At 44.8% G+C, this 23,350-nt stretch carries 24 protein-coding genes; 10 read left to right on the top strand and 14 right to left on the bottom strand.

What is annotated here, in order from left to right; translation table 11 throughout:
• Nucleotides 1–39: 39 nt before the first annotated feature.
• The 6 genes from panB to sfsA all read right to left on the bottom strand — a co-directional run bounded on the left by panB (nucleotide 40) and on the right by sfsA (nucleotide 5,123).
• The gene (gene panB, locus A587_RS0104420; protein WP_017216568.1) at nucleotides 40–834 is read right to left on the bottom strand and encodes a 3-methyl-2-oxobutanoate hydroxymethyltransferase; all 795 of its coding nucleotides are present in this window, start codon (nucleotides 832–834) and stop codon (nucleotides 40–42) included.
• Nucleotides 835–854: 20 nt separating this feature from the next.
• Nucleotides 855–1,337 carry a 2-amino-4-hydroxy-6-hydroxymethyldihydropteridine diphosphokinase gene (folK, locus tag A587_RS0104415; RefSeq protein WP_017216567.1) on the bottom strand — a complete coding sequence of 161 codons (483 nt, stop codon included), beginning with the start codon at nucleotides 1,335–1,337 and terminating at the stop codon, nucleotides 855–857.
• Nucleotides 1,338–2,654, bottom strand: a complete 1,317-nt coding sequence (gene pcnB / locus A587_RS0104410; protein WP_017216566.1) for a polynucleotide adenylyltransferase PcnB — start codon at nucleotides 2,652–2,654, stop codon at nucleotides 1,338–1,340.
• 173 nt (nucleotides 2,655–2,827) lie between these two features.
• A complete protein-coding gene (gene gluQRS / locus A587_RS0104405; RefSeq protein ID WP_017216565.1) occupies nucleotides 2,828–3,775 on the bottom strand; it encodes a tRNA glutamyl-Q(34) synthetase GluQRS in 948 nt (315 codons plus the stop codon).
• Between the two features lie 10 nt (nucleotides 3,776–3,785).
• A complete protein-coding gene (gene dksA / locus A587_RS0104400) occupies nucleotides 3,786–4,229 on the bottom strand; it encodes an RNA polymerase-binding protein DksA (RefSeq protein ID WP_017216564.1) in 444 nt (147 codons plus the stop codon).
• Between the two features lie 174 nt (nucleotides 4,230–4,403).
• The gene (sfsA, locus tag A587_RS0104395) at nucleotides 4,404–5,123 is read right to left on the bottom strand and encodes a DNA/RNA nuclease SfsA (RefSeq protein ID WP_017216563.1); all 720 of its coding nucleotides are present in this window, start codon (nucleotides 5,121–5,123) and stop codon (nucleotides 4,404–4,406) included.
• 76 nt (nucleotides 5,124–5,199) lie between these two features.
• Here sfsA and pepB point away from each other — a divergent pair, with 76 nt between their 5' ends.
• Nucleotides 5,200–6,495: an aminopeptidase PepB gene (gene pepB, locus A587_RS0104390; protein WP_017216562.1), complete on the top strand. Its 1,296-nt coding sequence runs from the start codon at nucleotides 5,200–5,202 to the stop codon at nucleotides 6,493–6,495.
• A gap of 60 nt (nucleotides 6,496–6,555) precedes the next feature.
• Here the strand turns inward: pepB and A587_RS0104385 are convergent, their stop codons facing one another.
• Nucleotides 6,556–6,975, bottom strand: coding sequence for a CBS domain-containing protein (locus A587_RS0104385; RefSeq protein WP_010378791.1), 420 nt, complete (start codon nucleotides 6,973–6,975; stop codon nucleotides 6,556–6,558).
• A 137-nt stretch (nucleotides 6,976–7,112) separates the two neighbouring features.
• Here A587_RS0104385 and A587_RS0104380 point away from each other — a divergent pair, with 137 nt between their 5' ends.
• Entirely contained in the window at nucleotides 7,113–7,766 is a 654-nt protein-coding gene (locus tag A587_RS0104380; RefSeq protein WP_017216561.1) for a DUF2987 domain-containing protein, read from the top strand.
• On the opposite strand, the gene A587_RS25385 is transcribed toward A587_RS0104380, so the two are convergent.
• The 6 genes from A587_RS25385 to gpmM all read right to left on the bottom strand — a co-directional run bounded on the left by A587_RS25385 (nucleotide 7,729) and on the right by gpmM (nucleotide 13,310).
• On the bottom strand, nucleotides 7,729–7,941 hold the full coding sequence (locus tag A587_RS25385) for a hypothetical protein (protein WP_083838431.1): 213 nt from the start codon (nucleotides 7,939–7,941) through the stop codon (nucleotides 7,729–7,731). The genes A587_RS0104380 and A587_RS25385 overlap by 38 nt on opposite strands.
• A 111-nt stretch (nucleotides 7,942–8,052) precedes the next feature.
• Nucleotides 8,053–8,526 (bottom strand): GNAT family N-acetyltransferase, encoded by a 474-nt coding sequence (locus A587_RS0104375; protein ID WP_017216560.1) that lies wholly within the window; start codon nucleotides 8,524–8,526, stop codon nucleotides 8,053–8,055.
• 9 nt (nucleotides 8,527–8,535) lie between these two features.
• Nucleotides 8,536–9,279 (bottom strand): divergent polysaccharide deacetylase family protein, encoded by a 744-nt coding sequence (locus A587_RS0104370; protein ID WP_017216559.1) that lies wholly within the window; start codon nucleotides 9,277–9,279, stop codon nucleotides 8,536–8,538.
• Between the two features lie 81 nt (nucleotides 9,280–9,360).
• Nucleotides 9,361–10,572 carry a S41 family peptidase gene (locus A587_RS0104365; RefSeq protein ID WP_017216558.1) on the bottom strand — a complete coding sequence of 404 codons (1,212 nt, stop codon included), beginning with the start codon at nucleotides 10,570–10,572 and terminating at the stop codon, nucleotides 9,361–9,363.
• A gap of 38 nt (nucleotides 10,573–10,610) precedes the next feature.
• The gene (locus A587_RS0104360; protein ID WP_017216557.1) at nucleotides 10,611–11,756 is read right to left on the bottom strand and encodes a murein hydrolase activator EnvC family protein; all 1,146 of its coding nucleotides are present in this window, start codon (nucleotides 11,754–11,756) and stop codon (nucleotides 10,611–10,613) included.
• A gap of 12 nt (nucleotides 11,757–11,768) precedes the next feature.
• Nucleotides 11,769–13,310 carry a 2,3-bisphosphoglycerate-independent phosphoglycerate mutase gene (gpmM, locus tag A587_RS0104355; RefSeq protein WP_017216556.1) on the bottom strand — a complete coding sequence of 514 codons (1,542 nt, stop codon included), beginning with the start codon at nucleotides 13,308–13,310 and terminating at the stop codon, nucleotides 11,769–11,771.
• Nucleotides 13,311–13,587: 277 nt separating this feature from the next.
• On the opposite strand from gpmM, the gene A587_RS0104350 reads away from it, so the two are divergent.
• From A587_RS0104350 to gpsA, 4 genes are all read left to right on the top strand, one after another.
• The gene (locus tag A587_RS0104350; RefSeq protein ID WP_010378806.1) at nucleotides 13,588–14,019 is read left to right on the top strand and encodes a rhodanese-like domain-containing protein; all 432 of its coding nucleotides are present in this window, start codon (nucleotides 13,588–13,590) and stop codon (nucleotides 14,017–14,019) included.
• 12 nt (nucleotides 14,020–14,031) lie between these two features.
• Nucleotides 14,032–14,289: a glutaredoxin 3 gene (grxC, locus tag A587_RS0104345; RefSeq protein ID WP_010378807.1), complete on the top strand. Its 258-nt coding sequence runs from the start codon at nucleotides 14,032–14,034 to the stop codon at nucleotides 14,287–14,289.
• Between the two features lie 83 nt (nucleotides 14,290–14,372).
• A complete protein-coding gene (gene secB / locus A587_RS0104340) occupies nucleotides 14,373–14,861 on the top strand; it encodes a protein-export chaperone SecB (protein ID WP_010607582.1) in 489 nt (162 codons plus the stop codon).
• A 3-nt stretch (nucleotides 14,862–14,864) separates the two neighbouring features.
• A complete protein-coding gene (gene gpsA, locus A587_RS0104335) occupies nucleotides 14,865–15,872 on the top strand; it encodes an NAD(P)H-dependent glycerol-3-phosphate dehydrogenase (protein ID WP_010607583.1) in 1,008 nt (335 codons plus the stop codon).
• A gap of 32 nt (nucleotides 15,873–15,904) precedes the next feature.
• On the opposite strand, the gene A587_RS0104330 is transcribed toward gpsA, so the two are convergent.
• The gene (locus tag A587_RS0104330) at nucleotides 15,905–16,201 is read right to left on the bottom strand and encodes a hypothetical protein (RefSeq protein ID WP_010378819.1); all 297 of its coding nucleotides are present in this window, start codon (nucleotides 16,199–16,201) and stop codon (nucleotides 15,905–15,907) included.
• A 127-nt stretch (nucleotides 16,202–16,328) separates the two neighbouring features.
• On the opposite strand from A587_RS0104330, the gene A587_RS0104325 reads away from it, so the two are divergent.
• From A587_RS0104325 to ligA, 4 genes are all read left to right on the top strand, one after another.
• Nucleotides 16,329–17,063, top strand: coding sequence for a TrmH family RNA methyltransferase (locus tag A587_RS0104325; protein WP_026000876.1), 735 nt, complete (start codon nucleotides 16,329–16,331; stop codon nucleotides 17,061–17,063).
• Between the two features lie 64 nt (nucleotides 17,064–17,127).
• A complete protein-coding gene (locus tag A587_RS0104320) occupies nucleotides 17,128–20,517 on the top strand; it encodes an AAA family ATPase (protein WP_017216553.1) in 3,390 nt (1,129 codons plus the stop codon).
• Between the two features lie 18 nt (nucleotides 20,518–20,535).
• Nucleotides 20,536–21,261, top strand: a complete 726-nt coding sequence (gene zipA / locus A587_RS0104315; RefSeq protein WP_017216552.1) for a cell division protein ZipA — start codon at nucleotides 20,536–20,538, stop codon at nucleotides 21,259–21,261.
• Nucleotides 21,262–21,327: 66 nt separating this feature from the next.
• Nucleotides 21,328–23,346: an NAD-dependent DNA ligase LigA gene (gene ligA, locus A587_RS0104310; RefSeq protein ID WP_017216551.1), complete on the top strand. Its 2,019-nt coding sequence runs from the start codon at nucleotides 21,328–21,330 to the stop codon at nucleotides 23,344–23,346.
• The last annotated feature ends 4 nt before the right edge of the window (nucleotides 23,347–23,350 follow it).

Below are 23,350 nucleotides of genomic sequence, written 5' to 3'. Positions count from 1 at the left end.
TTGAATCGGACTTAGCGATAAGTATTGCTCATCGCAAATTTAATTAAATTCGTGATCAGGCCCCGGGAAGTCACCTGATTGCACGTCTGCACAAAACTTTTTCACCGCATCTGGCATGTTGCCGGTTTCGAGCAGGAAGTTCTTTGAAAACTTAGGAATATAGCCTGCGGAAATACCAACTAAGTCGTGCATAACCAAAATTTGGCCATCGGTCTCTTTACCAGCGCCAATACCAATGACCGGAATTGCCACGGCATCGGTAATACGTTTAGCCAATGCTGAAGGCACACATTCAATCACAATCATTTGTGCACCAGCACGTTCTAACGCTTGTGCATCGGCTATCATTTTTTGCGCCTGTGCTTCTTCACGACCTTGAATTTTAAAGCCGCCAAACACGTGCACTGATTGTGGTGTTAAACCTAAATGACCACAAACAGGGATCCCTTGCTGAGTAAGCAGTGCAATGCTGTCGTAAAGCCATTCACCACCTTCAAGCTTAACCATATTAGCACCAGAGCGCATCAAGGTAGCTGCATTCTGACAGGCTGACTGCGGATCTGAATAGCTCATAAAAGGCATATCGGCGATAACGAATAGCTCTTTACTACCAGCTCTGACACAACGGGTGTGATAGGCAATGTCATCCGTGGTAACGGCTAAAGTGTCTTCACCACCTTGTAAAACCATACCCAGAGAATCACCCACTAAGATGACATCTACGCCATTGTCGTGAAATAACTTTGCAAAACTTGCATCGTATGCGGTGAGGGCTGTTATTTTTGTTCCTTCACGCTTCATTTTGGCAAGTGTTGAGACGGAAATTTTTGCCATGGTAAACCCCTTGGATTGGTTTATTTGAGGATTGCTAATCCGTTAAGTGGTAACTTTTGTGTTAAAGAGTCAAGCTCAGTGCCATCAGGTAATTTGAGTTCTGGCGTTATCTCTAATAGTGGATAGACGACAAATTCTCTTTCTTTCAAGCCGTAATGTGGCACCGTAAGTCTATCACTGTTAATGGTGTCGGTATTAAAAAGCAGAATATCTAAATCGAGCGTGCGCGGTCCCCAGCGCTCAGCTTTGCGTACACGACCATGTTCAAGCTCTATTTGTTGCAACACATCGAGTAAAGACTCTGCTGTTAATGATGTCGCCAGTTTTGCTACGGTATTCACATAATCAGGTTGATCTTGAGGGCCCATAGGTTTTGAGCCATACAGGCTAGAGTGCTGGACAAGCGAGAGGTCTGGATGGGCGGCGAGCACATCGAGTGCTCGCTGTATTTGTGCCATCGGTTCGGATAGGTTTGCACCCAATCCAATGTACGCAATATTCATTTAATCTTCTTTTGGTTTTCTTTTTGGCTTACGTCTATTATAACGACGCTTAGGTTTGCTTTGGTTACCTAAGTTGCGCACCATGTCTTTTTGGCCGGTGACGTCACTCTTTAGGTAATCAGTCCACCAAGCTGCAAGTTCTTCTTGCTCTTGCTCACCACTTTCTACACGCAATAATAGGAAATCATATGCGGCTTTGAATCTCGGCTGCAAGCTTAGGCGATATGCACGCTGGCCTGAACGTTTATCTAGGCGTTGTTGAATATGCCAGATATCTCGGGCACCTAAAGTAAAGCGTTTAGGCACTGCAACGTGTTTAGCATTTTCAGCAAGGACGTGATTAATGGCTTGCATAAAGGCATCATATTCATTCATACCTTCGGCCGCGAGCGCTTCGCTTTTAGCTAAAATAGGGAACCATAAAAGTGCTGCATAGATAAATGCAGGGGTTACTTTTTTATCCGCGTTGATACGGCTATCCGTATTGGCAAACATTTGCTGAATAAAGCGACGTTCAAAGTCATTATCAGGCTGTGCTAGGATTTTATCGAGCGCGGGGAATAATTGTGCAAATAAGCCGTATTCACGCATTTGAAGAAAATTTTCTTCCGCTTTACCATTTAAAAATAGCTTTAGCGTTTCTTCGAACAAGCGTGCAGCTGGGATGTGCCCAAGTAACGGCGCTAATGCTTTAATTGGAGTGCGGGTCGGGGTAGCAATCTCCATATCCAGTTTAGTTGCAAAGCGGATAGCTCTCAGCATACGTACCGGATCTTCGCGATAGCGAGTTTCAGGATCGCCAATCAGCTCAATTTTACGCGCTTTAATGTCAGCAACACCACCTGCAAAGTCGCGTAAGGTAAAGTCATTGATCGAATAATATAGCGCATTGATAGTAAAGTCGCGGCGCTCGGCGTCTTCTTCAATACTGCCGTAGACATTGTCGCGTAATAGCTGCCCGTGTTCGCTGGCTTGACTTGTCGTGGCACAAGAGTCATCACTTTGGTGATGGCCACGCATGGTGGCAACTTCAATAATTTCCCGTCCAAAAACAATGTGCGCAAGGCGGAAGCGACGACCTATTAAGCGACAGTTACGGAAGAGCTTTTTGATTTGTTCAGGTGTTGCATTGGTAACGACATCAAAGTCTTTAGGTTCAATTCCTAGCATGATATCGCGGATACAACCACCAACTAGGTAGGCATCATAGCCACCGTCTTTTAAGCGATAGAGCACTTTGATAGCGTTAGGGCTAAATTGTTTACGAGATATACCATGCTCGCTGCGAGGAATTATCGCAGGTGTCGGGCTGGCCATTTTCACCGTCTCATCGCCTTTTCCAGTTACAAACTGGCGGCAAAAGTTTACAAGCTTGGAAATAATAACTCGTCTCCTGAGCAATCAAGTTTTCTATTCTAGTCGTTGTGAACCACTGCTTTTGTCTTAAAACAGGTCGCATTTAAGGCTCGCTATCATATACTCAAATGAGACTAAATTGAAGTACTTGAAAACAGTGGGCGAAAAGCAAAATCACCATTTTCTAGAGAGTCTAGTTGAATTTCCTGTACTTTAGGAACGCTATCTAGACTAAAAATATCAATAGCGTGAGTCAGTAATGCGTCAACATCTTGATAATTATGGAGAGAATCAACTGGCACATGCAAATAACGCAGCGCGGCATAAAGGGTTGGTAACGGGTTGCGATTATCAATAGCTGGAGCATGATTCTGCTTAGACAACTTAAATCCGGGCTCTGCGACAGCCAGTGGCACGTGAGCGTACTCAGGTGATGGCTGATTGAGTTGCCGAAATAAACTAATTTGTCTTGCTGTGGGTTCTAGCAGATCGGCACCACGCACGATATGACTAATCTTTTGTTCTATGTCGTCAACGACCACCACCAATTGATAAGCAAATAAGCCGTCGCGGCGTTTAACGATGTAATCTTCATGCGCAATTGCAGGGGGAATGACAACCATGCCTTGTATTGCATCATTAAATTCAGTAACTGGAAAGCGCTGCTGTAGGCGCAAAGCATTATCTTGCCAACTTAGCGCTAAAGCTCGGCAATGATTGTTATAAAACCCACCCATTGCTTTAATTTGCTTTCTAGTACATTGACACGCATACACAAGAGAGTCTGATTTTAGTGTCGTCAAATAGGCTTGGTATAGGGCATGGCGCTGCGATTGATAGACAACGTCTTCATCCCAGTAAAGGCCATATGCTTCAAGTGTGGTTAATATATTGTCGGCAGCACCCACAACTACGCGCGGTGTATCAATGTCTTCGATGCGAACGAGCCATTTACCTTGATTGACTTTTGCATCTAAATAGCTACTCAAAGCGGCCACAAGAGAGCCGAAATGAAGCGGTCCGGAAGGCGAGGGAGCAAATCGACCGCGATAGCTCCCAGTTTGCTTTAAGCTTGGGGACACAGGGCTGAGATTATCCTCTGCCTTGTTGTTTTTCTTTGATTTCTGCGAGAGATTTACAATCAACACAAAGATCAGCTGTTGGACGCGCTTCTAAACGGCGAATGCCGATTTCAATACCGCACGACTCACAAAAGCCGAAGTCATCATCTTCGATAAGTTGAAGTGTTTTCTCAATTTTCTTGATTAGCTTACGCTCGCGGTCGCGAGTACGCAGTTCAAGAGAAAACTCTTCTTCTTGCGCTGCACGGTCCACAGGATCAGGAAAGTTTGCCGCTTCGTCTTGCATGTGTGTCTTAGTACGATCTACTTCATTACGTAGATCGGCACGCCATGCTTCTAATATCGCTTTGAAATGAGCACGTTGTGCTTCATTCATGTATTCTTCGCCTGGCTTTTCTTGATAAGGTTCTACACCGGCTTGAGCCAATAACCCTAGTTTTTTCTGGTCTGGCATACCATTCTCCTAAATCCTTAATACATAACCCCAGCTTTCGCCGGCGGGTATAAATAGCAAAATCTTTACCCCTTAGCAAACACTTTTTTACTGCAAATGTCAGCCACTTTTTTCAATGTTTAACTATTTGGGGGAGAAAACTATCACGGCTATATGTGGGCAGCATGAAAAAAGTCAAGCGTAATCAAAAGGAATTTCTTCAATTAATTGTACTTGGTTGTCGTCAATATGTGCTCGGTAAGCAATGATTTCTACTCCATGAGAAATTGCTTCTTTTACTAACGCTGCATATTTTTGATCGATATGACTGGCTGGTTTGACACAATTGATCCCTGTATGGAGCGCGGCAAACAGTAACACCGCACGATGACCTTGCTGTTTAATGTGGATTAATTCTCTAAGATGTTTTTGACCTCTTAAGGTTTCTGCATCAGGGAAAAAACCTTGCTGTTGCTCGAGCAAAGTCACCGACTTTACTTCAACGTAGCAGAATTGCGAGGATTGTCCATTTTCGAGGCTGCTCAACAAAATATCAATTCGGCTATTTTCAGCCCCGTATTTCACCTCAGTTTGAAGTGTTTTGTAGCCTTGCAGTTGCGTTATTCTTCCTTGCTCTATGGCCTCAACAGACACTTTATTGGCCACCGCTGTATTTACACAAATAAAATGACCATCATTATCTTGCGTCAGCTCCAACGAATGAATGTACTTCCGTTTAGGGTTATCGCTGGTGGAGTAATAGGCCGTAAATCCTGGGTCTGCACAATTGGTCATTCTACCAGTATTAGCGCAGTGAACGGTGAATTCGTCACCACTTGGGGCGCGTAAGTCGACAAGAAAGCGTTTATATCGTTTGAGCAAGGTTGCTTGTTGTAATTGCCTAGAAAACTTCATTGGTCGCTTTAGGTTGGGTGTATTTAGTGGCTAGTGTACACTTAACCACACTTACAAGCACAAGAGTGAAAAGAGAATGTCAGAGAAATTTATTGTACGACTGAGTGAAGACGCAAAACCAGAGTATTTATCTGCTGGTGCTGCATTGTCGTTTGAAAAGGACGGTGCTTTTATCCATTTACAACAAGACGAAACGCTGAAAAATATTCAAAAAGCGGCTCGTAGCATCGCACAACAAGGGATTAAACAAGTTCATCTAGAAGGTGACTTGTGGTGTACTGAATCTCAATGGGCTTTTTATCAAGGTTTTGTGTCACCAAAGGCATTAGATGGTGTGGTGTTTGTTGACAACGACCAGTCAGATCTAAAAGAGCTTGATGCATTAAAAGCGTCGGCAACATGGATGCGTCAGATGATCAACGGGACGGCCGAAGATATTTATCCTGAAAGCCTTGCTGGAAAAGCGGCTGAGTTTATTCAGTCATTGGCACCTGAGCATGTTAGCTATCAAATCATTAAAGGCGACGCGCTGTTGGAGCAGCAATGGATTGGTATCCACGAAGTGGGACGCGGCAGTGAGCGTCCTCCTGTGTTGCTTGAGCTTGACTACAACCCAACAGGTAATGATGACGCACCAGTTAGTGCGGCACTTGTGGGTAAAGGGATCACGTTTGACTCAGGTGGGTACTCGATTAAGCCAAGCGAAGGCATGCTTACGATGAAGTGTGATATGGGTGGTGCGGCAACCGTAACGGCTGGTTTAGCGCTGGCTATTCAACGTGGTTTTGACCGTCGTGTTAAGTTGTTCCTATGTTGTGCTGAAAACCTTATCTCAGGCCATGCCTATAAGTTAGGTGATATTCTTACCTACAAAAATGGTACCACAGTGGAAATCGTAAATACCGATGCAGAGGGTCGCTTAGTGCTTGCTGATGGCTTGATGGCTGCCGGTGAAACAGGCGCAGAGCTTATTATTGATGCCGCGACATTAACGGGCGCTGCGCTCGTTGCTGTAGGCCAAGAGTACAATGCGCTATTTGGTTTAGACAAAGCGCTTGTCGGTGATGTACAGCAGTTCGCGAGTGACGAATTTGAAGCCGCGTGGCCACTGCCTCTAGAAAAGTGGCATCAAAATAACTGTCCATCGCCTTATGCGGATACAGCTAACAGCCGAGCCCAAAAAGGTGGCGGCTTTGGTGGTGCATCAAATGCAGCGGGTTTCCTGTCTCGCTTTGTACCAAATGAAGGTCAAGGCTGGGTGCATATTGATCTTGCGGCTTCTTTCCAAAATAGCGCTAGTGGTCAATGGGCTGCAGGTGCAACGACGTTAGGTATGAGAACCGTAGCGAGAACGCTTCAAGAAAAAGCCTAATCATGCCGTTAGCTGAGTGTATTCCGCGAGACAGTGGAATACACTCGCTTGTTACCACGTTTAAGACAAAAGTGCAGCAGCGAGTCGCACAAAGTCCGATGATGTTAGTATTCCAACCAATTTGTTTTGCTCGTCTACCACAGGCATACAGCCATGGCGATTATCGACAAAAAAGCGCACCACATCTTGTAGTGATTGGCTTGGGCGCACGCTCGCAAAATCGGTCGCCATAATATCTTGTACTTTTGTTTGCTTTTCTTTTCTTGCAAGCGCATTTGCGCCATAGGTTGCCATTATTCCCATTACCTTGGCGATCATAATCTTTTGCGTGAGCATACCAACCAAGGCTCCTGCTTCGTCAATCACTGGAATGTGACGAACATTTTTTTCTTTCATTAAATTGTGCGCATCTTGCAAGGTATTTTCAGCAATCACTGCGAACGGATCTGGGGTCATTAAATCAGCTACGGTTTGGGTCATCTGCTACTCCTTTTCACTCCATATGCTTATGTTGAGTTTAGCCTGATCTATTTGGCATGTATGGAATTGAGATCAAGTTTTGAACTATTTCTCGAAGAACTCCTCTTATGAAGACAACAATAAGAAAGGATAACCCAATGAAAAAGTTACTGATGTTAGGTGCTGTTGCGAGCTTATTTTGCAATTCGGTTTTCGCTGCTGAGCGAAGTGTTGAATATGGTGAGATTAATCAAATTCTAGATTTAATCGCCAACAAAGCGCAGTCGCAATATATCTTGTCTAAATTTACAGTGGAAGTGAAGCAGCCTGATATCGCGCTAGAGGATGTTAAACTTTGGCTGGAGCAAGATGGCAAGATCATTGCCAGTGGTATCATAGACAAAGACGGCAATATTAATTTACCTATTCTCCCGCAGTCACGTGCTGATCAAGTTAATTTAGTGATCAATCAAGAAAAAGATGCCGTTGCGATTATGGTCAATACGGATATAGCGCCGTTGACTAAGCAGCAGGTTATGTATCGCGATTTGTTTATCCTTTTAGAGGATATGGACGCTTTTGTTGAGTTGATGGCAGGTAGCTTGTCTTGGTTTGCTCCAAGCTTTGATGAACTAGAGTTTACATTTACCGAGCCTGCATCAATTCAGTTTGTGGATGAGAAGGGTAAAACTCAAAAGTTTGTGACGGATGATGAGTTTAAGATCCAAATCCCTAATAAGAAAAAGTGGATGAAGCAAAATCCATCCTTGCAATTTAGTGCCTTACCAACGCAGTTTGCGCCCATAGACTAGGGGAGATAGTCCGTATGCCTGCTAGGGCCTGTTGACCTTTGCTGTTTGATTTTTGTTCTTCTGAGTGTGTTTTGGTCGCGACGCTCGACTTGCCGCCTAGTAATCTAGGCAAAAGTTGAGCAACAATGAACAAAGCGCACTCAGATGAACCCAAAGGGCAGCGCTTGATTAGCATTTCTACTGTATTATCGCCAGACTTACATAGAATGACTATGCTACGCTGGCTCAGCCTTGTATAAATACCAATCAAACTGCTGCAAAAACAAACTTGAAAGATCAACAGGCCCTAGTAGGCGGGCATATCCTTTTCCATCAGGTAATTGGTTAATACTTCGCCGCGAACGTTCACTTGTTGTTCCTTTATCACTTGGAAGCCAAAATGTTCAAAGAAAGGTTTAGCCGTTTTACTAACATGGGAAAATAAACGCGTTGTGTTGGTTATTTTGCTGTGTTCTAAGAGTGCGAGCATAAGTGCTTTACCTATGCCTTGCCCTTGATGTTCTGCATGGCAAAAAAAGTGATCAATAAGACCGTCAGCTTGGATATCGGCAAAGCCAACAATTTTACCATTTAGCACGGCGACGAGGGGTTGATTGCTCCTTAATCGGTCTTGCCAGCCTTTATCGACAACGTCGCTATGTGCCCATGCATTAACTTGGCTATTTGAGTAATGCTGTATATTTACCGAGCGTATTGTGTCAAACATAAGCTTGCGTAACACGGCTTCTTCGCCGCTTTGAAATTGTCTGATGATAATCATTGTTAATCTTTATTCTTGGAGTCTTAATTGTCCGGAAATAGCGTGTTGCTCGGCAATCTCTGCAAGTCGTACGTATTTTTGTTCAACCAGTTGAGACACGGGAACAAGTTTGGCATCAATACTTTCAAGCTCAGCTAACTTGGCTGCAAGAAAGGCGGCGGTTTCCTTATATGGGTGCGCAATGATAATAACATGCTCGTGATTATCAAGTAGCTTAAGCATATGTTGCCACTGCTTGTTGAGTGCCTTTGTGGATATGTCATTGTCTAGAAAGACCTGACGAGCGACGTTTTTTACGCCGTAAAGGTTGGCAGCATATTGGGCTTGGCTGTGGCTAGTGGTACGGCTATCTAAAAAGTATAATCCGCGCTTTTTTAGTATTTCCATTGTCCATTTCATTGGCTCTATTTGTTCTGTTAATGCTGAGCCCATGTGATTGTTTACGCCTTTAACCTGAGGCAGTGTTGATAGCGCATTGCCAAGTGTCATTTGCAACTGCCACTTTTCCATATCGATAGTTAATGCGCCCGGGCCAAGGGCCTTTTCCGTGTCTTGTGCCTGCATTGGCACATGTAATAAAAGCTCGCGTTGTTGGCGGCTGGCTGCAAAGGCAAATTGTTGAGAAAAAGGGGTGTGGGGCAGGATCGAAAAGGTGATCCCACCCGGTAAAGACAGCAACTCTAAGTCACGTTGGTGATTGCCAATGTCGTCTATAACAATGGCAAACTGTTTTGCTGGCACTGCAAAAGTCATGCAGGCCAGTATTATCCCGATTATTTTTTTTAGCACACAAATTATTATTATAGTTTACAGCCCTACAGGGCTGTTTTTTATTTACTGTGATTGAACTAACGCCAGCGCCTTAGGCCAATGCGATGCTAGCTGTTCAATACCTGTTGTTTTGATTGATTCTTCACCAGTGATTATAGCGCTTTTATCCAACAGGGAAAGCGCTTGTTTGGTAAAATATACATCGGGCTCTATGCCTTTACCTTCAATTGATGTACCTGCTGGTGTGTAGTATCTCGCTGTCGTTAACTTTAATGCAGTAGTACCATTGCCAATCGGGATCAAGGATTGAACCGAGCCTTTACCATAGGAACGTAAGCCAACGACTAAGGCACGTTTATTATCCTTGAGTGCGGCGGCTAAAATCTCGGCCGCTGAAGCGGAATTATTGTTGATTAATACCAAAATAGGCGCACCATTTAAAATATCTCCCCGCTTTGCAATGTAAGCCTGATTGGCGTCATAGAAGCGGCCTTTGGTCGTGACGATTGTGCCACTATCTAAAAAAAGATCTGAGATTGCCACTGCACTATTAAGTGTACCGCCGGGGTTGTCACGTAAATCAATAACCAGCTTTTTCAATGGACTGCCTAACTGTACTTGTAGTCGGTTTATGTGTCTTGCAACATCATGATAGGTGTGGTGGTTAAAACTGTTGACGCTCAAAAAACCGGTACCGTCGTTTAAGAGTTTACTGGCGACACTTTCAATGACTATCTCTTGGCGTTTAAGCTCAAGTGCAACTAACTCGTCTTGTCTTAATACCACTAAATTGATGAGGTTTTTATTTGCAGCTTTGAGTAGGGCAGACACTTCTTCTATCGATTTGCCCGTGACATTAGCGCCATTGATTGCGTGGAGTTTATCACCGCTCTCTATTCCTGCTTGAGCCGCAGGTGAGTTGGGCAGGGTATCCAAGATAATCACGTAATTATCTTGCTCTTCGACTTCAATACCAAGCCCTGTGTAGCGCCCATTTGCTGCACTGAAGATGGATTCCAAGTCTTCCTCGTTGAGGTATTTAGAGTAGGGGTCTAAATTATCAAAGAGACTCGACAAGTTGCCTGCGTTATAGCGACTGAGAGGTAAGTCTTCAACATAATAGGTGTGGATATGATACAGGATTTCATCGATTTCTTGAGCCGAAAACTTTTGTGTAGACGCGTGACTAAAAGCGCTAAAGCTTAACAAAAGCAGGAAGCTTAATAATGCAACATAGCGCGCTGCAAGCGCGTAAAAACGGGTTTGTCTATTCATGTGCTGCTCCTCATCAAGGTGCAGCACGGGTTATTCAGTTAACTGGATCTGCACCATTTTATCGGATCTACAGCGCTTCCCTTATGCCGTATTTCAAAGTATAGACCAGGATCTCTTTGTCCGCCGCTTTGTCCTACCAAAGCGATCACTTCACCACTGCGAACTTGATCGCCAACATCGCGAAGCAGTGTTTGAGCGTGGCCGTATAGGCTCATAAAACCATGCCCATGATCAAGCACAATAACCCAGCCAAAGCCATTTAACCAATCTGCATACACAACTTGACCGGGAGCGACACTCGCAATTTCAGCCCCTTCTTTTGCGCCAATGAGGACGCCCTTCCAATTCATGCCTGCATGCTTGCTTTGGCCGAATTTATGCTTAATTCTACCTTTGGCCGGTAAACTCATTTTGCCTTTGAGTCTGGCTAGTCCATCTAAGCGTATTTCGGCTTCTCTTTGTGCCTTGGCAAGCTCTTCTAAAGTTTGGATTAAGGTTTGCTCATTTTCTTTTAAATATGCGATAGCAGAGCGTGTTTCACTGAGTTTGTTATTTAGGTTTGCAAGCTGGTTTTGGCGTTCTTTCTGCGCCTTTTTGAGCGCTTCCAAGCGTTCATTTTGATGGTTTTGTAGCGCTTCTAAGCGTGCTTGTGTTCGTGCTAACTCAGCTTGAGTCTGTGCTAATTCTTGGCCGATAGATTTGAGCTGTTCGAGTTGTTTAATGCGTGCTTTATTTAGGTAATCATAATAGGCAATGGTGCGCTCGAGCTTTGTTGCATGCTCTTGATTAAGTAACATTCTGGAATAATCATGAGAGCCTGTCATGTAGGCACTTTTTAGCTGAGCCGCAAGGATCTTTTCAAATTTTTTCTTGTCGTTTAACAGCGTGCTTTCTTGCTTTTTGAGTTTGGCCTGTTCGGTTTGGTTTTCTTTGATCCCTACTTCTGTGAGTGAGATAGCTTTGGCACTTTTGGCGATATCAAGTTCGAAGGCTTTGAGCTTGGCTTCGTGACTGTTAATTTCACCGCGCTGCTTTTCTAACGCTTGTTGGCTAGCTTTAAGCTGTTGCTGAACTTCGCTTAAGTCTTGTTTGGTTCTAGATTCGTTGGCAACAGCGGGCGCTGTTGGCATGAGTAATGCCGCACCGAGAAGTGCGGCATAGTGAAATGTCGTTTTTAACGGCATACAGGCAGGCCGTTATTTTAAACGCATAATTGGAGTGCCTGTCATCTCGCTAGGCTGCTCCATACCAAGTAAATGCAGCATCGTTGGTGCAACATCGCTTAGTGCTTTTCCTGCTTGTGGCTCTGCATCACGACCTACATAAATAAATGGTACAGGCTCACTAGTGTGTGCTGTGTGAGCTTGGCCCGTTTTCGGGTTTTGCATTTGCTCAGCATTGCCGTGGTCTGCTGTGATCAGAGCTTCACCACCGGTTTCTTTTAACGCTGCAACCACACGACCGATACACTTATCAACGGCTTCACATGCTTTTACTGCGGCTTCGAATACACCAGAGTGTCCAACCATATCACCATTCGGGTAGTTACAGATAATGACGTCAAATTCACCGCTATGAATGGCTTCAACTAACTTATCCGTTAGCATTTCTGAGTTCATCTCTGGCTGCAAGTCGTAAGTGGCGACTTGTGGAGAAGGAATAAGCTCACGTTTTTCACCTTCAAAGAGATCTTCGCGACCGCCGCTAAAGAAGAAAGTGACATGGGCATATTTTTCCGTTTCTGAAATACGCAGCTGAGTTTTGTTGTGCTTAGCTAGCCATTCACCTAGCACATTGACAAGTGCTTCAGGCGCGAAAGCGATAGGGGCTTTAATGTCGGCAGCGTACTCAGTCATCATAACAAACGCACTTAGGTCCGGTGCTTTGCGTTTTTCGAAGCCATTAAAGTCAGCATCGACAAAAGCACGGGTCATCTGGCGCGCTCGGTCTGCACGGAAGTTCATAAAGATAACCGTATCACCATCATTGATAGTTGCGGCAGGTTGCCCAGCTTCGGTGATCACTGATGCTTTAACAAACTCATCATTTTCATCACGCGCGTAAGCTGCTTGTAGCGCTTCAACGCCATTACGATAAGTAAAATCAGCGTCGCCACTTACCATCAGGTTATAAGCAGACTCGACACGGTCCCAGCGATTGTCACGGTCCATAGCATAGTAGCGACCAATAATAGACGCTAGGCGGCCACAATTGAGTGACTGCATCAAGGCTTCCATTTTCTCAATTGACGCTTGTGCGCTACGAGGCGGTGTATCGCGGCCATCCAAAAATGCGTGCAAATAGACGGTTGCACCGCGCTCAGCCGCTAATTTAATCGCTGCAACAATGTGATCTTCATGACTGTGAACACCACCTGGGCTCAATAATCCCATTAGGTGAACGGCTTTGCCCTTTGCCACTGCTTTGTCGATATTCTCAACCAGAGCTGGATTGTGCTCAAACTCACCATCGTCAATCGCTTTAGTGATCCGCGTGAAGTCTTGATAAACCACACGTCCCGCACCGAGGTTAACGTGGCCAACTTCGGAATTCCCCATTTGTCCATCCGGTAGACCAACATCAAGGCCTGAGCCTGAAATCAAGGTGTGTGGAGCAGAGCGCCATAGTTCATCTAATACTGGGGTATTGGCTGCTAAAATAGCATTGCTCTCGCTTTCTTCGCGATAGCCCCAACCGTCTAAAATCATTAATACCAATGGCTTTTTCTTAGCTGTCATTTGCGCTCCTGAAATCCTGAATTAGGCACGATGTTGATGTCTTATAGCAAACGCTACAAGGTTAGATTAACTAACTTGGCCTGCAGCGCTTCGATAAGCTTGCTCTGGTTGCTGACAAGTAGAATACCTGTTTTTGTATGAATATTCAGCCCCACAGCGATGAATTATCTACTTTGAGATTGATATTTGCTCATGTTGAACAAGTCTGTTTTGTCGAGAATAAAGCAGGTATACTTGCTGCCACTTTATCGTTTAATAATTTTTGGTTGATAAATTAATGGAACAATACGTTGCGTTTTTAGGTAACCATCCGGTACTTAGCATCATTTGGGTTGTGTTAGCCGCGATGTTAGTGAGTAGTTGGTTTAAAAGTCAGTTTTCTAAAATTAGACAAATTAATCCTCAGCAGTTGACTATGCTTGTTAACCGCCAAGATGGTCAGGTACTCGATATGCGTGCAGCAAAAGAGTTTAACCAAGGTCACATTGCAGGTTCTGAGCAGGTGAATGCGGAAAAACTCAAGCAAAAAGATTTTGCTGGTCTTGAAAAACATAAATCTAAGCCCATTATATTGGTCTGTAACACAGGTATGACGGCATCTGCTGTTGCTGATAACATGCACAAAGCTGGATTCGAGCAAGTGTACGTATTATCAGGTGGTATTGGCGCATGGCAAAGTGCGGGTTTACCAATCTCTAACGGAAAATAACTGAGGTCTATGATGAGCCAAGTCGTAATTTATACCAAAGACTATTGTCCATTTTGTCATCGTGCAAAAGCACTATTAGATGCAAAAGGTGTCACATACACTGAGTATGATATTGGCGCACAGCCTGAGCTTCGTGACGAGATGATCGAAAAAGCCAACGGTGGCTATACCGTGCCACAAATCTTTATCGCTGAGCGCCATATTGGTGGTTGCGACGATATGATGGCGCTTGAAGCGCAAGGCGAACTCGATAAGCTATTACAAGCATAAGATTGATTGAGCTTTAGCTCAGCTTACTTTTTATAATGACTGCTAGGAACTAGCAGGATCAAAACAGAATTTAGGAAATTATCATGGCAGAACAAAACCAAGCAGCAGAACAACAACAAGAAGGCGCTCAGTTCAACATTCAACGCATCTACACTAAAGATGTATCGTTTGAAACGCCAAACTCACCAGGTATCTTCCAAAAAGAGTGGACACCAGAAGTTAAGCTAGACATGGATACACGTTCAGCAAAGCTTGATGACAACGTTTTTGAAGTGGTTCTAGCGCTAACGGTAACGGCAACTATTGGTGAAGAAACTGCATTCCTATGTGAAATCCAACAAGCAGGTATCTTTGCAATTGCAGATCTTGAAGAAATGCAAATGGCACACATGCTAGGCGCATTCTGCCCTAACATTCTATTCCCATATGCGCGTGAAGCGGTAGCTAGCCTAGTTAACCGTGGTACTTTCCCACAGTTAAACCTTGCGCCAGTTAACTTTGACGCATTATTCGCTCAGTACATGCAGCAACGTGCGGCTCAAGCACAGCCTGAGCAAACTGCTGACGCATAATTGATGAGTACAGCAAAATCAGCTGTAACTGTATTGGGGGCGGGGTCTTATGGCACCGCCCTTGCTATTTGTTTCGCCCGAAATGGTCACCAAGTGACACTATGGGGACGCAATAGCGAACACGTTGAGGCGCTAGCAGCTGAGCGTAAAAACCAACGTTATCTTCCTGACATCCAGTTTCCAAACACGCTTGAACTTGAGGCCGATTTAGAAACGGCTGTTAAGTCTAGCGAGCGTATTTTGGTGGTTGTGCCAAGTCATGCGTTTGCAGACACCTTGAAGAAGATTAAACCTATGCTACTTGAGAATGCAAAAGTAGCTTGGGCAACCAAGGGGCTCGAACCAAACACTGGGCGATTATTGCAAGAGGTTGCACTGGACGTGTTAGGTGACGATGTGCCGCTGGCGGTGCTAAGTGGACCTACTTTTGCAAAAGAAATGGCCGCAGGGTTACCTACTGCTATTTCAGTGTCTTCGATTTGTGCAAAGTTTCGTGAAGAGCTTGCTGAGCTGTTGCATTGCGGTCGCTCGTTTCGGGTGTATAGCAACGAAGACTTTATTGGTATTCAGCTCGGTGGCGCGGTCAAAAACGTTATCGCAATTGGCGCGGGCATGTCTGACGGCTTTGGTTTTGGTGCCAATGCCAGAACGGCGCTTATTACCCGAGGACTTGCTGAACTTTGTCGTTTAGGATGTGCTTTAGGCGCGCGTTCTGAAACCTTTATGGGTATGGCAGGACTGGGTGACCTGATTCTCACTTGTACGGATAACCAGTCGCGTAATCGCCGCTTTGGTCTTGCGCTTGGCTCGGGAAAGTCGGTCGATGAGGCGATGTCGAGTATAGGTCAGGTGGTCGAAGGCTATCGTAATACCAAAGAAGTTTATCTACTTGCCAAACGCACAGGTATTGAAATGCCGATCACCGAGCAGATCTATCAAGTGCTTTATGAGCAAAAAGATGTGAAAGAAGCCGCGATGGCGTTGCTTGGTCGCGAAAAGCGAGCTGAGTGATAATCGAATAGAGAGGCGTAGCTACCTCTCTATTACTCTCCGAACTTAATGTTATAGCGACGTTTAAACCACAGTAAAAATGGGATTTCAATCACGCTAAATGCGACAATCGTAAACACCACCCAATTACTCTTAAAAAACACTAACGAAAATTCGATATCCTTGCCATAGTACAAACTTCCAGACACGACTAAAGAAACCGCAGTAACCAATAAATCTTGTTTGCTGATACTGGCGAGGCTTTTCTCTTTTAACTTTGGGTAAACGAATACATAGGCCACAAAAAGTAGAATAAAGTTGAGTAAAATAAGCGTTAGCTCAGGTGACATGATTACCTCTATGCCTTGTGTGTCATTCGGCACAAGATAACATAATTTCTTAGCTTAATGCCTCGTTGAAACGCTTTTTATCTGATACTGAACAGGTATAATGGTAAATCCAACTTTTGAGGTGCACATGATCTCCAAGAATCAACAAAAACTACTTCGTGCTTTAGGGCAAAAAAAATATCGCAAGCAACATGGCCTGTATTTAGTACAAGGCGAGAAGAATGTGATTGAGTTAGTTGATGCTGGGTTGGCTGTTGAACAGTTGTTCGCGACCAATGAGTTCATGACAAAGTATAAATCCAAACTCGTTAATATTACCTGTGTAGAAGCAGAAGAGGAAATGCTGAGCAAGGTGAGTACTTTGGTATCAAATAATGCGGCGATAGCGGTCGTTGCAATGCCGCCGGCAGAAGAAATCAATACAGCAGGGTTGGTGTTAGCATTAGATGGAGTCTCAGACCCGGGTAATCTCGGTACCATTATTCGTCTTGCCGATTGGTATGGATTAACGCAGCTTGTGGTAAGCGAAAACTGCGCGGATCAATTTAACCCTAAAGTGATCAGCGCCACCATGGGCTCATTTGTGCGTGTTAATGTGGTGAGAACCGATCTCGAGGCCTTTTTAAAGCAATATCAAGGCGAATGCTATGGAGCATTTCTTGGTGGTGAAAGTGTGCATCAGTGCCAATTTAGTCGTAATGCCGTGTTGGTCATGGGCAGCGAGTCTCATGGTATTAGCGATGCCATAGCGGCGCACATCAATAAAAAGGTGACTATTCCTGCGTTTGGTGGTGCTGAGTCATTGAATGTGGCGATGGCTACCGGGATCATTTTGGATAATATTAAACGCTGTCATTGCTAACTCATAGATCTTACTAATGAATTGCCTTATTCTCAAAAGTAACCGCGAACAACAATAATAAGCTATGCGACTGAGTAGCATCAAACTGGCCGGCTTTAAATCTTTCGTAGAGCCAACCAAGATCCCGTTTCCTGACCAGATGACATGTGTGGTTGGGCCAAACGGCTGTGGTAAGTCTAATGTTATTGATGCGGTTCGCTGGGTACTGGGTGAAAGCTCTGCGAAAAATCTCCGTGGCGATGCCATGACGGACGTTATTTTTAACGGTTCGACCAAACGTAAACCTATCTCGCAAGCTTCTGTAGAACTGATTTTTGATAATACTCAAGGCCGGTTGCCCGGCACGTTTGCAGATCGTAATCAAATTGCCATTAAGCGCTTAGTAACGCGAGATGGCCAATCTCTTTATTTTTTAAATGGGAGTAAGTGCCGTAAGCGCGATATCACGGATATCTTTTTGGGTACTGGCCTAGGTCCTCGCAGTTACGCAATTATAGAGCAAGGGATGATCTCTCGCTTGATTGAGAGTAAGCCGCAAGAGTTAAGAGTTTTTTTAGAAGAAGCCGCCGGGATTTCAAAATATAAAGAGCGTAGACGAGAAACCCAAACTCGGATCAAGAGTACCCGAGAAAACATGGAGCGTTTGCTCGATGTTAGGCAAGAGCTACAGATTCAGCTAGATAAACTGGCACTTCAAGCACAACAGGCGAGCGAATATAAGTCTTTAAAGTCGCAAGAGCGTGACTTAAAGTCTTGGATAGCGATTTTAAAGTGGCAAAGCCTTGAGCAAAAGCAGGCAATCAAAGCCAAAGAAATTGCCAAACTCAATGAAAAATTAGCATTTTTTAATGAAGCTCACAGTGGTCATGACAGCATTTTAGCGACGTTAGAACATGAGATTAAGCATTTCAATGATGGCTATGAGCAAGCACAACATAGCGTGCACCGAATTGAAACCCAGTTGGCAACGCTTGAGCAACAGAAAGTCAATCTAACTGATAAAAAGCGTCAGCTTATTGAGCAGTCTCAAATACTGAAATCACAACAGCAAGAAGTGATTGAGGCGCAAGACGAGCAAGCCGAGTATGTGGCGAGCAGCGCTGAAAAAGTCGCGGAAGCTTCTGAACGACTTGAAATTACGCTATTGCAACTGGAAGAAACTCAACTCACAAACGAGCAAAGTGACACTGAGCAGGCTCAGTTAGAAGCGCAGCTTAGTGGCGCACATAAGCAGTACCAACAAATACATGCTCAGGTACAGCAAGGGGCAAGCCAATTAGTGCAACAACAGCAAGCTAAACTGCACGTAGACAAGCGTCAGGCTGAGCTGCTGGAACAGGCAGACGCGCATCACGCATCTATGTTGGAAAATGACTTGGCTGAAGCTCAGGATGCACATCATCAGCTGGTTCAAGCGATGGCTAAATTACAAAGCCAAGCTGGTAAGTTGCAAGGCCAAGAGCAAGCCAATAAAGAGGAAATCTTACTGGCACAGGCTCATGCTCAAAAAGCGCTCCAGGCGTTACAAGAAGTGCAATCTGAAATAAAAGCGTTATCACGCTGGGCAGAGGAAACATCGGAGGCTTCATCTGCGACTATGTTATCGCAGCTTGTTGTCGAGTCTGGGTATGAAGAATGCGTGGAAGCGGCACTGCTTGGGTTGACGCATTTAGTCGTTGAGCAAAGCGAAATGAATACGCTATGGCCCATCGAACTCGAAGTTCCCGTTGATTCCGTCGCGACAAAAATAAGCTCAGGACTGTTCCCCTGCTTTTTAACGAAAATAAAATTATGCGCTGAACCTACAGACTTTAAATCGTGTGAACAATTTCTTCTCGGCGTGACGGTCAGTGGCGTTATTGTGGGGGATAACTTTAAGGCTAAGGCGAAAAGCAATGAAGAGAGTGGCGTGTTAAAACGCTATGCCCAATTGCAGTCATGCCAATCTCAGCTTCCTCATTTACAACAACTCACCAAAGAGGCCGAGCAGGCTGTAGCACAAAAACGTATTGCCCTTGAAGACACGCAAGCTGGCTTATTGGAAACACAGCAATGCGTTCACGAAAAAGCACAAGCAATCGCCAGCCATAAAACCAAAATTGAAATGCTGGATGAGAATCTGAGCACTTGGCGTGAGCAAGGACAGAAAATTCAAGAACAACTTGATGCCACTGCTCAAGAACGAGCTGAGGTCATCGAACAACTTGAACTTTATACTGAACAGCAATTACAACGTGATGAGTTGCTAGCGCAAGCACAACAAGCACAACAACTGGCCGAGGCTAAGTTGGCCGAGTTTAAACAACATAGTCAATCTCGACGCGCCGCATTACAAGAAGCACAGCAATTAGTTCATACCACTAAACTTGCATCACAGCAGGCAGAAAGTGAACTACAGCTCAGCAATTCTAAATTGGAACACTTGCAACATCGTCGCGATGAAATAAACCAGCGCATCGAGCAAACACAAGCAGATATTTTGCTTTGTGAAGAGCCGCTCGCGAAGGCGCATGAAGACATTGAATTATTGCTCGCCCAACATCTAGAAGCCAAGGCGCAAAAACAAACGATGTTGGATACGCTCAACCAAGCCAAGGAAAACCTTTCCCAAAAACAAGCGGCATTAAAAGATGCGCAAGGCGAAGTGGGTAAACTCAATGAGTCTTTGCAACAAGTGAAACTTGAAGAGCAAAGCTTGATGATAAAGGCGCAAGCGGCACTTGAACCCATACAGGAGCTTGGCCGGACGCTAAAAGCGGAGCTGGCGCAATTACCTGAGAATGCAAATTTGGGGCAGTATCAAGCTAATTTAAGCCGAGTTAGTAATGATCTTGATAAGTTAGGGGCTGTGAACTTAGCTGCAATTGAAGAGTTTGAAGAAGCGAAGGCACGCAAAACCTATTTAGATACACAGCTGGATGATCTCACTAATGCGTTAGAAACGTTAGAAGCGGTGATCAGAAAAATTGATAAAGAGACCAAAACCCGCTTCAGTGCCACCTTTAATCAAGTGAATGAAGATTTAGCCGAGTTGTTTCCTAAAGTGTTTGGTGGGGGGAATGCATATCTAGAATTGACTAGCGATGACTTGCTGGAAAGTGGTGTTTCTATCATGGCAAGGCCGCCTGGTAAGAAAAACTCGACAATTCATCTGTTAAGTGGTGGAGAAAAAGCGCTGACCGCATTATCATTGGTGTTTTCAATATTCAGGCTTAATCCAGCCCCATTCTGTATGCTGGATGAAGTAGATGCACCGCTTGATGACGCAAACGTAGGGCGATTTTGTCGTTTGGTTGAAGAGATGTCGCAAACAGTGCAATTTATTTATATCAGTCATAACAAGGTCGCTATGGAAATGGCGGGTAGACTGACGGGGGTAACCATGGCAGAACCAGGGGTGTCGCGTATGGTTGCCGTAGATATAGAACAAGCGGTGCAAATGGCACAGGCATAACAACAAAAAAGGTGAGCAATGGCCACAGAGTTAAGATGGGCATTAATCGTGATCAGTGCGTTGGTCATAGGCGGGTTACTCATACATGGACTTTGGTCTGTTCGTAAGAAGAGCAGCGATAAAGTGTCTAAAAAGGAGCCCAATGAACTCAAAGAGCAAACGCCGAGTCACGATAAAGAGCCTGACGAACCTGAAATTGGAGAGATGACCTTTAGTGCGGTGGATGACGAGCCTGCGACTGAGGGCATTTTAGCGACGGAAGAGCCTGAAACTGAGGTGCAAACCGAGAACAGTGGATCTGAAGAGGCTGAGCCTGAAGAGAGTGCAATAGAGCCACAAGACTTTATTATTCTTCACGTTGATATGCCTGAAGGCCTGAAAATGGCAGGTTCAAGGTTGTTACCAACCGTGTTAAGCCTTGGATTTAAATATTCTGATGAGGGCTTCTTCAATCGCCATTTAGAGCCGTCCGGAAACGGTCCTGTGTTATTTAGATTGGTAAACATGTACAACCCAGGTACGTTTGACATCGATAACATGGAACAATTTAGCACAGCTGGCATTAGCCTATTTATGACCTTACCTTGTGAAGGCGATAACTTGGCTGCATTTAATATGCTTCACAGTGCATCGAAAAAACTAGCTGAAGAGTTTGGCGCAACGGTACTTGATAAAGACCGCGAACCGTTAACGGTTGAAGCCGTGCGCGGTTATGTTGAAAAAGTGCGTGAATTCGCCGCTTAATCGCTACTTAGAATCATTTTTAAGCCACTGGCATCTGCTGGTGGCTTTTTACGTTTAGAGGTTTAAATGTCAGACAACATTGAAAGCCAAGTTGCAGCTCTTAGGCAGCAACTCGAAGATTACAATTACCAATATTATGTTCTAGATAACCCAAGTGTGCCTGATGCGGAATATGATCGTGTAATGCGCCAGTTGATGGCGCTTGAGCAGCAGCATCCTGAGTTACAAAGTCCTGATTCCCCATCGCAGAAAGTGGGTGGTGAAGCGCTTAGCAAGTTTGAGCAAGTAACACACAGAGTACCTATGTTGTCGCTTGATAATGCCTTCGACGAGAGTGAATTTACGGCATTTAATCGCCGTCTAAAAGAGCGCCTACTGACAAGTAAAGATGTTACTTTTTGCTGTGAACCAAAGCTCGATGGCTTGGCGGTGTCTATTTTGTATCGTGATGGTGTGCTCGTTCAAGCGGCGACAAGGGGAGACGGTCAAGTTGGGGAAAACATTACGGAGAACGTCAAAACCATTCGCAATATTCCGCTGAAACTGCGTGGAGAACATATTCCGCATGAAGTAGAAGTGCGTGGTGAAGTCTTTATGGATACTGCGGGTTTCATTAAGCTAAATGAAACGGCGCAAGCAAAAGGTGATAAGACCTTTGCAAACCCAAGAAATGCGGCTGCGGGAAGTCTGCGCCAATTAGACTCAAAAATCACCGCTAAGCGTCCGTTGATGTTTTATGCTTATTCTATGGGCTTGGTTGAAGGCGGTGAGCTGGCCAACGAGCATTATGCGCAACTACAGCAATTACAAGGTTGGGGCTTGCCAATGAGCCCTGAGACAAAGCTTGTCGATAATGCACAGCAAGCTTTGGCTTATTATCAAGATATCATGACGCGCCGTGCTGAGCTTCCCTATGAAATCGACGGCGTAGTGATCAAAGTGAATGATAAAGCGCAGCAAGAGCAGCTTGGCTTTGTTGCTCGCGCGCCGCGCTGGGCGATTGCATTTAAGTTTCCAGCACAAGAAGAGATCACTCAGCTGCTTGATGTTGAGTTTCAGGTCGGTCGTACTGGTGCGATCACGCCCGTTGCACGCTTAGAGCCTGTTTTTGTTGGTGGTGTTACGGTATCGAATGCCACGCTTCATAATGGTGATGAAATTGCGCGTTTAGGTGTAAAGATTGGTGATACCGTTATTGTACGCCGAGCTGGGGATGTGATCCCTCAGGTAACTCAGGTCGTGTTAGATAGGCGTCCTGATGATGCCAAAGAGATTGAGTTCCCAGATACTTGTCCGGTGTGTGATTCTCATGTTGAACGTGTTGAAGGAGAAGCAGTTGCGCGTTGTACTGGCGGTTTAGTGTGCCGTGCACAACGTAAAGAAGCAATTAAGCACTTTGCATCGAGAAAGGCCCTCGACATAGATGGCCTTGGCGACAAAATAGTTGAGCAGTTAGTTGAGCGAGAGCTAATCAAGACGCCTGCCGATCTGTTTATCTTAAGACAAGGGCATTTTGAGTCTCTTGAACGTATGGGACCAAAGTCTGCTAAAAACTTGGTTGCGGCGCTTGAGGAAGCAAAGCAAACAACGTTAGCCAAATTTTTGTATTCCCTTGGGATCAGAGAAGTAGGTGAAGCGACAGCACAAAACTTGGCAAATCACTTCCTGATGCTTGAAAAAGTGATGGCCGCCTCCATTGATACTCTACAGCAAGTAAGTGATGTTGGTGTTGTTGTTGCGCAGCACATTCATAGTTTTTTTGCCGAGCAGCACAATCAAGAAGTGGTAACTGCATTGATTGAAGTGGGTGTAACTTGGCAAGATGTGGCAGCACCGTCAGAGGATGCACAGCCTTTAGCAGGGTTAACTTATGTATTGACTGGAACCTTGAGCCAACTGAACCGCAACGATGCTAAAGCGAGATTGCAAGCGCTTGGCGCTAAGGTCGCGGGTAGTGTGTCGAAAAATACGGATGCAGTTTATGCCGGCGAAAAAGCAGGCTCTAAGCTCACTAAGGCACAAGAGCTAGGTGTTGAGGTGTTCGATGAAGAGGCGCTGATCGCACTGTTAAACAAATACGAGTAGTAAA

This window comes from Pseudoalteromonas sp. NJ631 (genome assembly GCF_000276645.1).
Taxonomy (GTDB): domain Bacteria; phylum Pseudomonadota; class Gammaproteobacteria; order Enterobacterales; family Alteromonadaceae; genus Pseudoalteromonas; species Pseudoalteromonas piscicida.
This window is presented reverse-complemented; position numbering and strand designations above follow the sequence as displayed.